The sequence below is a fragment of the Bradyrhizobium sp. Pa8 genome (genome assembly GCF_052588265.1).
The window spans coordinates 7,893,307-7,906,858 of record NZ_CP176767.1; the positions used below are offsets into that span (position 1 = coordinate 7,893,307).

12 protein-coding genes are annotated in these 13,552 nt (G+C 65.3%); 7 read left to right on the top strand and 5 right to left on the bottom strand.

Going from position 1 to position 13,552, the window contains the following annotated elements:
* Nucleotides 1-47: 47 nt before the first annotated feature.
* Nucleotides 48-623, top strand: a complete 576-nt coding sequence (locus ACKWRH_RS37380; RefSeq protein WP_445217620.1) for a L,D-transpeptidase — start codon at nt 48-50, stop codon at nt 621-623.
* Between the two features lie 84 nt (nt 624-707).
* A complete protein-coding gene (locus ACKWRH_RS37385; protein ID WP_282523331.1) occupies nt 708-1,523 on the top strand; it encodes a DUF2927 domain-containing protein in 816 nt (271 codons plus the stop codon).
* A gap of 58 nt (nt 1,524-1,581) precedes the next feature.
* Here the strand turns inward: ACKWRH_RS37385 and ACKWRH_RS37390 are convergent, their stop codons facing one another.
* Genes ACKWRH_RS37390 through ACKWRH_RS37400 form a run of 3 tightly spaced genes read right to left on the bottom strand, consistent with a single transcriptional unit; the run spans nt 1,582 to nt 4,507 of the window.
* Nucleotides 1,582-2,721, bottom strand: a complete 1,140-nt coding sequence (locus ACKWRH_RS37390) for a DSD1 family PLP-dependent enzyme (RefSeq protein WP_445217621.1) — start codon at nt 2,719-2,721, stop codon at nt 1,582-1,584.
* Nucleotides 2,711-3,370 carry a helix-turn-helix transcriptional regulator gene (locus ACKWRH_RS37395; RefSeq protein ID WP_445217622.1) on the bottom strand — a complete coding sequence of 220 codons (660 nt, stop codon included), beginning with the start codon at nt 3,368-3,370 and terminating at the stop codon, nt 2,711-2,713. The genes ACKWRH_RS37390 and ACKWRH_RS37395 overlap by 11 nt, the downstream gene beginning before the upstream one ends.
* A gap of 9 nt (nt 3,371-3,379) precedes the next feature.
* Entirely contained in the window at nt 3,380-4,507 is a 1,128-nt protein-coding gene (locus ACKWRH_RS37400; protein WP_445217623.1) for a threonine synthase, read from the bottom strand.
* A 374-nt stretch (nt 4,508-4,881) separates the two neighbouring features.
* Here ACKWRH_RS37400 and ACKWRH_RS37405 point away from each other — a divergent pair, with 374 nt between their 5' ends.
* The 3 genes from ACKWRH_RS37405 to upp all read left to right on the top strand — a co-directional run bounded on the left by ACKWRH_RS37405 (nt 4,882) and on the right by upp (nt 8,176).
* Nucleotides 4,882-6,138 (top strand): GTP cyclohydrolase II, encoded by a 1,257-nt coding sequence (locus ACKWRH_RS37405; protein ID WP_445217624.1) that lies wholly within the window; start codon nt 4,882-4,884, stop codon nt 6,136-6,138.
* Nucleotides 6,139-6,145: 7 nt separating this feature from the next.
* Nucleotides 6,146-7,384, top strand: a complete 1,239-nt coding sequence (locus tag ACKWRH_RS37410) for a URC4/urg3 family protein (RefSeq protein ID WP_445217625.1) — start codon at nt 6,146-6,148, stop codon at nt 7,382-7,384.
* Nucleotides 7,385-7,546: 162 nt separating this feature from the next.
* A complete protein-coding gene (gene upp / locus ACKWRH_RS37415; RefSeq protein ID WP_014492299.1) occupies nt 7,547-8,176 on the top strand; it encodes a uracil phosphoribosyltransferase in 630 nt (209 codons plus the stop codon).
* Nucleotides 8,177-8,185: 9 nt separating this feature from the next.
* Here the strand turns inward: upp and ACKWRH_RS37420 are convergent, their stop codons facing one another.
* Together ACKWRH_RS37420 and ACKWRH_RS37425 are read right to left on the bottom strand one after the other, a co-directional pair.
* Nucleotides 8,186-9,298, bottom strand: a complete 1,113-nt coding sequence (locus ACKWRH_RS37420) for a M48 family metallopeptidase (RefSeq protein ID WP_445217626.1) — start codon at nt 9,296-9,298, stop codon at nt 8,186-8,188.
* Nucleotides 9,299-9,301: 3 nt separating this feature from the next.
* Nucleotides 9,302-10,456: a YjgN family protein gene (locus tag ACKWRH_RS37425; RefSeq protein WP_445217627.1), complete on the bottom strand. Its 1,155-nt coding sequence runs from the start codon at nt 10,454-10,456 to the stop codon at nt 9,302-9,304.
* Between the two features lie 305 nt (nt 10,457-10,761).
* Between ACKWRH_RS37425 and ACKWRH_RS37430 the strand changes: the two genes are divergently transcribed.
* Both ACKWRH_RS37430 and ACKWRH_RS37435 read left to right on the top strand, forming a co-directional pair.
* Complete coding sequence (locus ACKWRH_RS37430) at nt 10,762-12,027, top strand: cytochrome P450 (protein WP_445217628.1); 1,266 nt, start codon at nt 10,762-10,764, stop codon at nt 12,025-12,027.
* A gap of 98 nt (nt 12,028-12,125) precedes the next feature.
* Entirely contained in the window at nt 12,126-13,400 is a 1,275-nt protein-coding gene (locus ACKWRH_RS37435; RefSeq protein WP_445217629.1) for a cytochrome P450, read from the top strand.
* Nucleotides 13,401-13,552: the final 152 nt, after the last annotated feature.

Below are 13,552 nucleotides of genomic sequence, written 5' to 3' on the forward strand. Positions count from 1 at the left end.
ATATGGCCTTTGGCTCTTGTTGAATCGATCTTTTGCTGGGGGAAACAATGATCCGGTTTTTTGCCGCACCGATTGCCGCCATCGCATTGCTGTCGACTGCCGCCGGCGGCGCATTCGCCGAGGGGTACGACTCGCGTGACATCATGGGCTTCGGCCCGAGCTTCTTCGGTGGCGGTTCGAGCCCGATCCCCCGCACCACCGTCATGTATAACGGCAACTACGCCCCCGGCACGATCGTGGTGAACACCAGCGAGCGGCGGCTCTATCTGGTGCTCCAGAACGGCCAGGCGCTGCGCTACGGCATCGGCGTCGGCCGCGACGGCTTCCGCTGGGGCGGGGTGCACAGGATCACCGCCAAGAAGGAGTGGCCGAGCTGGACGCCGCCGTCGCAGATGCTGGCCCGCCGGCCGGACCTGCCGCGCCACATGAAGGGCGGCATCGAGAATCCGCTCGGCGCGCGCGCGATGTATCTCGGCTCGACGCTCTACCGCATCCACGGCTCCAACGAGCCGGAGACGATCGGCCAGGCGGTCTCCTCGGGCTGCTTCCGCATGACCAATGACGACGTCAGCGACCTCTACAGCCGCGTCTCGGTCGGCACCAAGGTGGTCGTGCTCAACTAGCCGTCGCCGCACTGCGGGAACCCGCAGGGCGCGTGAATATGCGGTCTTGTGCGTCGCTTCCGAATACGGCAGCGTCGGGTAGCAATGAGCGCATTGGCCCCGCCTTCGTCCGGCTTTCGCATCGCCCTGCTGGCACTCGCCACCTTCGCGTTCGTCCCTGACACCGCTACCATCGCCGTCGCGGGTGAACTGCCCGCGATCGCCTCGCGCCAGCGCGCCGAGAAGAAGAGCTTTACCGACGGCGAGATCGTCGAAGGCTTTCTGAAGACGGCGTTCGGCGCCGAATACCACCTCGCCGGCCGCGTCGACCGCATCCGGAAATTCGACGGGCCGGTGCGCGTCTACGCCGAGAGCGAGCGCGCCGACCGCAAGACGCAGCTCGCCAAGGTCGTGGCCGACATCGGCAGGCGCGTGCAGCATCTCGACATCGCCATGATCGACACCAGCGAAGCGGCGAACGTGCGGGTGAAGCTGGTTCGCGACCGCGACCTGTTTCGGACGATTTCCAGCTTCTACGGCGCGGAAAAGGCGCGCGAGATCCGCACCTCGCTCGATCCGCAATGCCTGTCTGGCTTCCGCAAGAACGACAATTTCGAGATCGAGCATTCCGACGTGATCCTCACCGTCGACAACGGCGATTTCACCTTCCTCGACTGCGCCTATGAGGAACTGCTGCAATCGCTCGGTCCGATCAACGACACCGCGAGCGTGCCGTGGACCATGTTCAACGACAATGTGTCGATGGGCTATTTCGACGTCTACGACCAGTACATCCTCAACCTGCTCTACGATCCCCGCATCAAGGCCGGCATGACCGTGCAGGAGGTCAGGGCGGTGCTGCCCCAGGTGCTCGCCGATGTGCGCGCCTGGGTGAAGCGCGTGAATGATCTGAAGGAGTGAGGCGCTCCTTACCCTCCCCTGGAAGGGGGAGGGTAAGCAAGGCCCCGCGACGCACTTCCTACCACCCATTGATCCGCGGCCAGACCGCGCTGACTCCGCCTTCACCATCCAGCACCTGATAGCGATCATATTGTGCGCCGGTCGCGCAGGCGTGGTTGGTGAGGATGCGGATGCGGGAGCCAATGGGCAGGTCGGGCAGCGCGGCATTCGAGCCTTTTCGAAGCGCGATGATGCCGTGCTCCTGGTTGGCATCGGCGACGATGAGGTCCGGGTACGGCTTTCCGGCGAGATCGCAGACCACGCCATAACCCTGGTCGAGCGCCTGTTTCGCCGTGCTGCGGTCGCGCGACAGCGCCATCCAGCCGGCATCAGCGATGATCCAGCCTTTTGCCTTCTGGTGGCCGATGACGGTGGCAAGCACGGAGAGCACGAGATCGTCCATTGCCACCGAGCTGACGCCGGCCTGAAAGAGGTCGCCGAACATGAAGACGCCGGCGCGCACCTCGGTAATGCCTGTCAGGTCCCGCACGTAACGCGCGGTCGGTGTCGCGCCGACGCTGACGACGGGACAGGGCAGACCTGCACTGCGCAAGGCGTTCGCCGCAGTCACGGCGGCGATGCGTTCCGCTTCTGCCGCATCCGCGATGGCTGCGGGATCGTTCAGTGCGTAGCTGTCGCCAGCGTGCAGCAGCACGCCGCGCAAGGTCGCGCCACCCGCGACCAGACGCCTGCCGATGGCGACCAGCGTTGCCGCGTCGGTCGGAGCGACGCCGGAGCGATGGCCGTCCGCGTCAACCTCGATCAGCGCCGGAACCGCGTCGCCGGTGCTCGCGGCATGTTCGGCGACGGCGTCGGCCTGCTCCAGGCTGTCGAGGATCACGGCAAGATCGGCGCCGGTGGCACGGATGGCGGAGACGCGATCGAGCTTCGCGGGTGCGATGCCGACGGCGTAGATCATGTCGCGCACGCCGCCGGCCGCGAAATATTCGGCCTCGCGCAGCGTCGAGACCGTTGCCGGCCCAGTGGCCGAGGTCATCGCGATGCGGGCGACGTCGAGCGATTTCGCGGTCTTCAGATGCGGGCGAAAGGCCACGCCGAGAGGCGCGAGATGCGCCTTCATCCGCGCGACATTGGCGCGGAGCCGCTGCTCGTCGAGCAGCAGACAGGGCGTTTCGAGGTCCAACAAATTAGCGGGCATCGGCATACACCGTGGCACGCGACACCCCGAGATGGGCCGCAATGATGTCCGAGGATCGCCGTACCTGCATGCAGCCGGCGTCCCGCAATTCGTGCAGCAGTGCGCGGCGATCTTCGGTGTTGAGCGCGCGGGGCGTGGTGGCGCGGCGCGCGGCGAACTGGTCGATATGGGCGCGGATGGCGTCCGCGCCCACGGGAATGAGCTGCTCGCGCGGGCTGTTGTTCGCATCGACGCTGACGAACTGACCGATGGCGCTCTGCAAGCCCTGGAACAGCGTCAGGTCGACGTTGAGGCAGAGCGCGGCAACGTAAGAACCGTCCGCATCCTTGATACCGATGGAGGTGCTCTTGGCCTGCCTTCCGTCGGCAAAGCTGTTGGCGTAGTTCGAAATCACCTGCGCATAGTCGGGGTCGGCAACGCGTGCGAGGCCAAGCTCGGTCGCGGGCTGGCCGACCTTGCGGCCCGAGAGGTTGTTGTGAATCGCGACGATCGCCTGCCGGGGATCGGTGAGATCGTGCAGCACGACCTCGCAGAACGGCGCGAAGGTCTCGCCCAGCCCTTGCGCGATCTGCTGCAACTGATCGAACAGCAGTTTGCGCTCGGCGGCAATCTTGCTCGATGCGGCGGGGGCGGACTTGGCTCGATTCATCGCCCTCCCCTACTGCACGAGATCGGCGACGGTGGTTGCAGCCTTGAGGCCTGTACCCGTGAGGACAGCGACCGTGGTCTCGTTCGCCTTGATCGATCCGGCAGCGGAGAGTTTTTCCAATGCGGCGGCCGCGCCGGCGCTGGTCGGCTCCGCGAACAGGCCCTGCCGCGCAAGACGCCGCAGGGCGGCGACGATCTCGTCCTCGGTCAGTGCAACGGTGCCACCGCCGCTCTCGCGCAAGGCAGCGATGATCTCGCGCAGGCGCAGCGGATTCTTGATCGCGGTGCCCTCGGCGATGGTCTTGCTCACCTCGCGCGCGACGGACGTATCGACGCCGGCCTTGAAGCTGGCATCGATCGGCGAGCAGTTTAGCGGCTGCGCCGCGAACAGGCGCGGCAGCTTCGCGATCTGCCCGGCTTTCAGCAGCTCGCGAAAGCCGAAGGCGCAACCGAGCAGGCTGCTGCCGGCGCCAACGGGAACGATGACGTTGTCGGGCGCGCGAAAACCGAGGTCTTCCCAGATTTCATAGGCGAGCGACTTGGTGCCTTCGAGGAAGAACGGCTGCCAATTGTGGCTGGCATAGAAGGTCTGGCTCGACTGGCGGATGGCCTCGGCCTCCGACTCCTCGCGCGGCCCCTCGACGAGCTGCACCGCGGCGCCATAGGCGCGCACTTGCGCGATCTTGGCCGGCGACGTCGACGCGGGCGCCAGGATCTTCACGCGCATGTTGCCGGCGGCACCCAACCCGGCCATCGACGAGCCACCATTGCCGGAGGAGTCCTCCAGGATCGCGTCGACGCCGATCTGCCGCAGGAACGACAGCATCACCGAAGAGCCCCGGTCCTTGAAGCTGCCGGTCGGGTTGAACCATTCGAGCTTGAAGAACGGGCGCAGGTCGCGCCACTCCTGCTGAACCAGCGGCGTGCAACCTTCGCCGAGCGTGATCGGATTCTTGATCTCCACCGGCAGCGCCGCCCGGTAGCGCCACAGTGATCGTGCGCGGCTGTCGATGTCTTCGCGCGAGATCCCTGCCCCCGGCGTCACCAGCAGCGGCGTGCGCTCGTCCGAGCACCAGCGCGGCTGCTCCAGCGCGTAGAGCTTTCCATTACGGGGGTCGATGTAGCTGGCGGCGGGCATGGCGGACTCCGGAGCGAGACGACTTATACTTTTTGTCTGATTATATACGTTTTGTCCAGTCTCGCACGGCCACCACAACACCCTCTTGAAAACATGAAAAATAAAACTATTTCAAATCCTTAGACCTATCGCGCGGATCGAATAGCAGGGTTCGGCCGGGGCGAAGGCGCGGCATCCAGGCGAGCCGGACCTGCCCGTCGGTGACGGGAATTTGGCCATGCTCGCCTGCCCGGCGCGGTACCATTAACTTGTCTCTCGTCGCCGGCCGCTACAATATGTTGGATTGAGCTCGCGTCGCCGGTGTTCGGCACCGGTAACGCAAGTGAGCCAGGCCCGTCCGAGCGGCGGGCCGTCGGCTTTTTGGGAGCCTGGACATGAGCCGCGCGAACCGTACCGATCACATCCGCCTTACCTCCCATCCGGAGCCGGGCAAGAAGGCCGCGTTTCCGATTCACTGGGGCGCAGCCGACGCGCGCGCCCGGGGGCCGATCATCGGCACGGTATCGCGCGCTGGGGCTCGCAACGTGATCGGCAGCCATGGCGGCTCCTACGCGATGTACCGGGCGCTCGCGGTGTCCGCCGGCGCGCTCGATCCGATCCGCCGTCCCGACCTCACCAACACCTTTCCGGCCGCGACCATCGGGCCGTTCGAGCAATGGCGCGATCCCGACAAGATCGTCGCGCTCGATCCCTGGGGGCATCTCGTCGCGGAGAATTTCGGCAAGGACATCGCCGAGGGCGTCGACATCCGCCCGAGCATCGCGGTGACGCGCGCGCGGCTCGACCTGCCTGAGATCCGCGAGGCGCTGGCCGCAAAACGGCTGCGCGCCGACGGCGAGGTCGTGCATGCCAATGGCAGCGTGTCCGTGGTGAAGATCGCGATCGATCCGGTCTGGTACCTGCCGGGCCTTGCGACGCGCTTCGGCACCGGCGAGACCGAGCTGCGGCGCACGCTGTTCGAGCAGACCGCCGGCATGTTCCCCGAGCTGGTCACCCGGCCCGACATGAAGGTGTTTCTGCCGCCGATCGGCGGCACCACCGTCTATATGTTCGGCGATGTGACAAAACTGCCGGACCACCGCACCAAGATCACCTGCCGCGTGCATGACGAGTGCAACGGCTCCGACGTGTTCGGCTCCGACATCTGCACCTGCCGGCCCTATCTCATCCACGGCATCGAGGAATCCGCGCGCGGCGCACAGGAAGGCGGGCTCGGGCTCGTCATCTACAACCGCAAGGAAGGCCGCGCGCTCGGCGAGGTCACCAAATTCCTGGTCTACAATGCGCGCAAGCGCCAGGAGGACGGCGACGCGGCGGCCGCCTATTTCGAGCGCACCGAATGCGTCGCCGGCGTCCAGGACGCGCGCTTCCAGCAATTGATGCCGGATACGATCCACTGGCTCGGCCTGAAGCGCATCGACCGCTTCCTGTCGATGAGCGACATGAAGCATGACGCGCTGACCTCGCAGGGCATCGACATCGTCGAGCGCGTGCCGATCCCCCCGGAGCTGATCCCGGCCGACGCCTATGTCGAGATCGCCGCGAAAAAGGCTGCGGGCTATTACTCGACCGACATCGCGCCGGAGAAGGACGTGAACGGCGTGGTCGGGCGCTCGCTGGAAAAATACTGATCGCGCGATGGCGGAGGCTTTGGAACAACTGGCCCGCTCCCTGCTCTGCGCAGGAGCGGTTCGCGCGCGTGCCGCAAAAATGCTCGATATCGGCCTTGCCGGCGGGCTCCGGCACTTCACGATCGACCTCGACCGCATGGACGGTGTGGCGGAGGCCGTGATCGCGGTCACGCGCAAGGCCTATCCGACGCTGGACATCCCCTTCCATGCGCGATGGCGGCATTTCGTGCTCGGCGGCGTCGATCGCTGGGCGGGCCTTGCCGACAAAGTATCATGGCCGGATCGCGCGGCACGCGCGCGCGCCGAGTTCGACCTCGCCATCGTCAGCGTGCTGCTCGACGCAGGCGCGGGAGCTACGTGGCGCTATCGCGACGCCGTGACCGGCGAAAGTATCGGCCGATCCGAAGGGCTTGCCATCGCGAGCCTCGACATGTTTGCAGGCGGCCTCTTCTCCGGCGATGCGCGTGCGCCGTTCGGGGCCGATGCAGACGTGCTGGCGAAACTACCGCTCGCCTCCCTCACCTCCGCCTTTCAGGTGAGCGATGCCAATCCGCTGCTCGGTCTCGAGGGACGCACTGATCTGCTGCGGCGTCTGGGCAAGCTGGTTGCCGAGCGTGCGGACATTTTCGGCCTGCACGATACGCCGCGGCCAGGCGGCCTGTTCGATCACATCGCGGCGCAGGCTGTGGGCGGCGCGGTCGCCGCGCCCGCCATCCTGTCCGCAGTGCTGAACCAGCTTGGACCGATCTGGCCGTCACGGCTCGCGCTCGCCGGGATTCCACTCGGCGATTGCTGGCGCCATCCGGCCATCAAGGCGGACGACGGAACGGCAGGCCTCGTGCCGCTGCACAAGCTGTCGCAATGGCTGAGCTATTCGCTGATCGAACCGCTGCAGCGCGCCGGCTTTGACGTCACCGACATCGACGGCCTGACCGGACTTGCCGAATACCGCAATGGCGGCCTGTTTGTCGATCACGAGGTGCTGCGCCTGCGCGATCCCGCCGATGCCGAGCGTGCGCATGCAGTGGATTCCCTGCTCGTCGTGGAGTGGCGCGCGCTCACCGTCGCGCTGCTCGACCGGCTTGCGGGCAGCATCCGCGCCAGGCTCGGCCGCACGCCCGAGACATTGCCCCTCGCGAGCATTCTCGAAGGTGGCAGTTGGGCCGCCGGCCGCGCCATCGCCTTCGCGCGCCGGCCCGACGGCGCACCGCCGCTCAAGGTCATCAGCGACGGCACGGTTTTCTAACCCTCTCCCCTTGTGGGAGAGGGTGGCTTCGCGAAAGCGAAGCCGGGTGAGGGGTCTGTCTCCACGGGCGCATCTCTCACTGGAGTTCGCGGAAACGACCCCTCATCCGGCGCTTCGCGCCACCTTCTCCCACAAGGGGAGAAGGAAGAAAGGCATCCCATCATGGAAGGCGTCACGATCGTCGATCATCCGCTGGTGCAGCACAAGCTGACGCTGGTGCGGGACAAATCCATCTCGACCAAGTCCTTCCGCGAGCTGATCAAGGAGATCGGCATGCTCCTGTGCTACGAGATCACGCGGGATCTGCCGCTCGCCGATACCGTCATCGAGACGCCGCTGGCGACGATGCATTCGGCCAAGATCGCCGGCAAGAAGCTGGTGTTCGTGCCGATGCTGCGCGCCGGCACGACCTTCGTCGACGGCATGATGGATCTGGTGCCGACCGCGCGCGTCGCCCATATCGGCCTCTACCGCGAGCCCCACAGTTTTGCCGCGGTCGAGTATTTCTTCAAATCGCCGTCCGATCTCAGCGAGCGCCTGGCGATCGTGGTGACCCCGGTGGTCGCGACCGCCAACACGGCCGTCGCCGCAATCGACCGGCTGAAGGAGCGCGGCGCGCGGGACATCCGCCTCGCCTGCCTGATCGCGGCCCCTGAGGGGCTCGAACGGCTGCGCGGACTGCATCCCGACGTTCCGATCTGGACGGCTGCGGTGGACGAAGGCCTCGACGAGAACGGCTTTATCCTGCCGGGCCTCGGCGATGCCGGCGACCGCGCTTACGGGACAAGGTAGGCGCGGAGCTTAGATCTTCCCGCTGCCGCAAATCAGCTTGAGCGACTGCCATTCCTTGTCCGTCAGCAGCGGCGGGCCGCTGGCGGGACGATCTTCCTTCGTCATGCGCGAGAGGCGGTCTTCGGTGAGCGGGTGGCTCGCCAGGATCGTGGTGAGGCCGGAGCCGCCTTCCTTGCCGGTGATGCGGAACATCAATTCGGCCGCGGGCTTCGGCGAGCGGCCGAGCTTGTGCATGATCTCGATCGCGAACGTATCGGCGTCGGTCTCGGCCTCGCGCGAATAGGAGGCTTCGACCACGCTGCGCGAGGCGAAGATCACGGCGCTCGAGCCGGTGACGTCGCCGAACAACAGGCCGATCAGGAACGAGGTGCCGCCGTTGTAGATCAGCCCGCGCATGTTGTCGTAATGCTTGAGATGGCCGAGCTCATGGGCAAGGATGCCGGCGAGTTCGTCGGGGTTTTCGGCCTTGTCGACCAGGCCCCTCAGCACGTACACCTTGCCGCCGGGCAGCGCGAATGCATTCGGCACCGAGGTCGGCAGCACACCGGCCGTCATGGAATCGTCGTCGAGGCCGGCGGCATCGCGCAGACGATTGACCAGTTTTGTGAACGCGGCCTTGCCCGCGGGGTCTTCGCACGCCTTGCGGCCGAAGATGGTTTTCACCTGGACTTCGGAGGCGTCGCCGATGCGCCGTTCGATCGGCTTGGGCACCAGCGGCGCGAGCCGGTCCGCAGCGAGCGGCACACCGAACAGCACGACGCAAACGATGGAGACGGCGGCGGCCACCGACCAGCCGACGATCTTTGCGACACCGCGACGCGACGTCTGGTGCTCGTCGAGACGCATGCAGCGGGCGGTCACGTCCGCGGCGAGCGCGGCGTCGCGAATTTCAAGCCGCGCCAGCGGCGGCGCGGAGGTCGAGGCCAGGCGCAATATCCCGGCCGGACTGTCGGCGCGGCGAATGTCGGCATAGATCCAGCGAACCGGCGCTCCGCCCTCCTCGACGATCTCGAGCGCGTCACCGAGCGCCAGCGACACCTCCCGCCTGCGGCTCGACACGCCGTCGAAGAAGATCGTCGGCTTGGCGGACTGCGCTGGAACCTCGGTGGACAACTCACTCACAGATCAGAATCCCGCGACATCGAGCCCGTCGGCAAAGCCTTCGCCGAGCGCGCTGGCAAGCTCACCGCTGCCGCGTACATCCGCCGCGGCTCCGATGTTGTGCACCTCGACGGTTTCCAGCACCTTGGCCCAGAGATCGCGCTGCAGATAGACCCGCATGACGATGTTGATCGCAAGCGCCACGGCGAAATAGCCGACGACCATCATGACCAGCATCGGGATGCTCTTGCCCGCATTTCCGGGGCCGAAGACCTGATCGGCCGGAACGCCGCTCAGCTGGACGACGAGCAAGGCGCCACCGCCCATATAGGCGGCGAAAATGGTCGAAAGCAGCATCCACCAGCCGATCACTTTCCAGTACAGGCCGTAGAACGCGTTGTGCGGCAACTCCGAGGACAGGCTGACACCGCCGATGCGGATGCCATCGAGCCACCAGCGCCATTCACGCGCCTTGAACTCGGCATAGAAGAACGGGGCGAGCGGGAAGATCACGATTGCGATCGGGCTCAAGAGCCACAGCCACCAGCCGCGCTTGAAGAAGGTCCAGCCGTCGCCTTCGAAATCGCCGGAGAGATCGCCGTAATGGGTGTGCCGCATCTTGTAGCGTTCGAGCGACGCCTCGCGCCAAGGCAGCGCCAGGCCGAGGGTGAGGAACACAAGCAGGCCCCACGCCATGGCGCGGAACGAATAGGCCCAGCCCGAGCCGTCCATCCAGAACCGGACCCCGCGCCAGACCGTGCGCGTCAGGCGATAGCGCCGCGCGCGAAAAATCGCGAACTGGCCGAAGGCATAGAAGCTGATGAACAGCGGCGTCGAGGCAAAGCCCTGCCAGCGCTCGAACTCGATGCCGATGAGAAAATAAGCGAGGTAGATCGGCACCAGGATCGCGAGCGCGAACAGGAAGCCGACCAGCAGCTCCTTGGCCCGGCCGGTGTATTCGGCGGCATCGCCATCGACCGCGGTGTTCGTCCACAAATGACGGCGGATGTCGGTGACCAGCCAGAACCGGTAGAAGCCGAAGGTGACGAGCTCAAGCAGGGCACCCTTGGTGACCATTTTGCGGAACTCGGAGCGGTTGCCGGTGAAATCGACCCGCGTGGGCGGCAGCGGCGGGGGCAAGGGTTCGGAGCCGATGGGGGCCCATTGCATGTCGTTCACGGCGGCAACCTCGGGGTGCGGACCTGGTACGGTCAAACTATAGATCAGAGATTGGTCGATCCCCAAGATGGCTGGGTTCGATTTACCTCGATTTCAGTCCATTTCTCGCACGATTCCCTCTCCAACGGCGTGCGGGGAGATCACGTTGACACATCCGCGTGACGGCCCGCTCAAATCCTCTCGCAAAGGTTGGATGCGGCAAAACTCTCCCTTGCTCCGACGCAGACAACCGGCTGTAATTGCAAATCAAATACCGCAGCGCAGAATTCAACGAGAACGCGCGGTTCATGTCAGGGAGAGCGGTCATGCATGGGACCATCGAGAGCACGGCGAAGCTCGACGAGCTACGCGCGCGCGCCACGTCACTGCCGCTGGAGCAGTTCGATCCGGGCGATCCCGAGTTGTTCAGGACGGATACGTTCTGGCCGTATTTCGATCGCCTGCGCCGCGAGGATCCCGTGCACTATTGCAAGGACTCGATGTTCGGGCCGTACTGGTCGGTGACGCGCTACAACGACATCATGGAGATCGAGACCAACCATTCGGTGTTCTCCTCGGCCTCCGCGCTCGGCGGCATCACCATCCGCGACATCGACCCGGACCTGCGCCGCGAGAGTTTCATCTCGATGGATCCGCCGCGCCATGCGGCGCAGCGCAAGACCGTGGCGCCGATGTTCACCCCGACGCATCTGGACAATCTCGCACTCAGCATCCGCGAGCGTTCGGCCGAGTGCCTGGACAATCTGCCGCGCGGTGAGGTGTTCGACTGGGTCGATCGTGTCTCGATCGAGCTCACCACGCAGATGCTCGCGGTGCTGTTCGACTTTCCTTGGGAAGACCGCCGCAAGCTGACGCGCTGGTCTGACATCGCCACCACCATTCCCGGGCCGGACGGCCTCGTCGCCACCGAAGACGAACGGCAGGCCGAGCTGACGGAATGCGCGGGCTATTTCGCGCGGCTGTGGAAGGAGCGCATCGAGCAGCCGCCGAAGAGCGACCTGCTCTCGATGATGGCGCATGGCGCCGCGACGCGCGACATGGATGCAAAAAACTTCCTCGGCAATCTCATCCTTTTGATCGTCGGCGGCAACGACACCACCCGCAACACCATGTCGGGATCGATCTACGCGCTGAGCCAGCATCCGGAGCAGTATCGCAAGCTGCGCGAGAACCCCGGCCTGCTCGACAGTTTCGTGCCGGAGGTGATCCGCTGGCAGACGCCGCTGGCGCATATGCGCCGCACCGCGCTTGCCGACTTCGAGTTCCACGGCAAGCAGATCAAGCAAGGTGACAAGGTCGTGATGTGGTACGTCTCGGGCAACCGCGACGAGGAAGCGATCGAAAAGCCCTACGATTTCATCATCGACCGCGCCCGCCCGCGCACGCATCTGTCCTTCGGCTTCGGCATTCACCGTTGCGTCGGCTTGCGGCTTGCCGAACTTCAGCTCAAGATTATCTGGGAAGAGATCCTCAAGCGCTTCGACCATATCGACGTCGTCGGCGAACCCAAACGGGTCTATTCGAGTTTCGTAAAGGGACTTGAAACCTTGCCGGTGAAGATTTCTGCGTGACGCGTGAGAAAGCTGCCTCTTCCCCCATCCGACTTCGCCAAGGCTTCGGCGGACGGGCGCGGGGAGAGGCAAAGCAAGAACCAACTGGAGCCACGACCATGAACATCCAAACTCCGGTCAAAACCGACAAGGCCGAGCGCATGCGCAGGGCGCGCGAGGAAGCCTATGCGACCCCGCTGGCGCAGTTTCACCCCGGCGCGCCCCGGCTGTTCCAGGACGACACCCTGTGGCCGTGGTTCGAGCGGTTGCGCAAGGAAGAGCCGGTGCACTACTGCACCAATGCGCCGATCGAGCCGTACTGGTCGGTGGTGAAGTACAACGACATCATGCATGTCGACACGAGTCACGGCATCTTCTCCTCGGACTCGACGCTCGGCGGCATCGGGATCCGCGACGTGCCGCAGGGCTATGACTGGCCGAGCTTCATCGCGATGGACCAGCCGCAGCATTCGGCGCAGCGCAAGACGGTGTCGCCGATGTTCACGCCGACGCATCTGGACGAGCTGGCAAAGCTGATCCGCCAGCGCTCGCAGACCGTGCTCGACAACCTGCCGCGCAACGAGACCTTCAATTTCGTCGAGCGCGTCTCGATCGAGCTGACGACGCAGATGCTGGCGACCCTGTTCGACTTCCCCTGGGACGAGCGGCGCAAGCTGACGCGCTGGTCTGATGTCGCGACCGCGCTGCCCAAGAGCGGCATCGTCGCCTCGGCCGAAGAGCGCCGCCGCGAGATGGACGAGTGCTACGCCTACATGTCCAAGCTCTGGAACGAGCGCGTCAACTCCGCGCCGCGCAACGATCTCTTGTCGCTGATGGCGCATAACGACGCGACGCGCTTCATGGACCCCGACAATCTCATGGGCAACATCATCCTGCTCATCGTCGGCGGCAACGACACCACGCGCAACACCATGAGCGGCTCGGTGCTGGCGCTGAGTGAGAACCCGGACCAGTTCGACAAGCTGCGTGCCAATCCGGAGCTGATCGACTCCATGGTGCCCGAGGTGATCCGCTGGCAGACCCCGCTGGCGCATATGCGGCGCACCGCGCTTGCCGACACCGAGATCGGCGGCAAGCACATCAAGAAGGGTGACCGCGTCGTGATGTGGTACGTCTCGGGCAACCGCGACGAGGAGATGTTCGAGAAGCCGAACGACTTCATCATCGACCGCCCGCGGCCGCGCACCCACCTCTCCTTCGGCTTCGGCATCCACCGCTGCGTCGGCATGCGGCTGGCCGAGCTGCAGCTGCGGATCGTCTGGGAGGAGATGCTGAAGCGGTTCGACCGGATCGAGGTCGTCGGCGAGCCCAAGCGGATCTATTCGAGCTTCATCAAGGGCTATGAGGCGCTGCCGGTGCGGATTCCGGGGTAGGCTCTATCCTCCGTCATTGCGAGCGCAGCGAAGCAATCCAGAATCCCTCGGCGGAAACAGTCTGGATTGCTTCGCTGCGCTCGCAATGACGAGGTCTTGGATGCACACGCGCGTCACGGCCACGGCGACACCCCGGCTATAAAATTCCGGCA

Coding starts and splice junctions, on each gene's coding strand:
- ACKWRH_RS37385 (WP_282523331.1), top strand. CDS start 708: ATGAGCGCATTGGCCCCGCCTTCGTCCGGCTTTCGCATCGCCCTGCTG.
- ACKWRH_RS37380 (WP_445217620.1), top strand. CDS start 48: ATGATCCGGTTTTTTGCCGCACCGATTGCCGCCATCGCATTGCTGTCG.
- upp (WP_014492299.1), top strand. CDS start 7,547: ATGGAAGGCGTCACGATCGTCGATCATCCGCTGGTGCAGCACAAGCTG.
- ACKWRH_RS37400 (WP_445217623.1), bottom strand. CDS start 4,507: ATGCCCGCCGCCAGCTACATCGACCCCCGTAATGGAAAGCTCTACGCG.
- ACKWRH_RS37410 (WP_445217625.1), top strand. CDS start 6,146: ATGGCGGAGGCTTTGGAACAACTGGCCCGCTCCCTGCTCTGCGCAGGA.
- ACKWRH_RS37395 (WP_445217622.1), bottom strand. CDS start 3,370: ATGAATCGAGCCAAGTCCGCCCCCGCCGCATCGAGCAAGATTGCCGCC.
- ACKWRH_RS37390 (WP_445217621.1), bottom strand. CDS start 2,721: ATGCCCGCTAATTTGTTGGACCTCGAAACGCCCTGTCTGCTGCTCGAC.
- ACKWRH_RS37435 (WP_445217629.1), top strand. CDS start 12,126: ATGAACATCCAAACTCCGGTCAAAACCGACAAGGCCGAGCGCATGCGC.
- ACKWRH_RS37430 (WP_445217628.1), top strand. CDS start 10,762: ATGCATGGGACCATCGAGAGCACGGCGAAGCTCGACGAGCTACGCGCG.
- ACKWRH_RS37405 (WP_445217624.1), top strand. CDS start 4,882: ATGAGCCGCGCGAACCGTACCGATCACATCCGCCTTACCTCCCATCCG.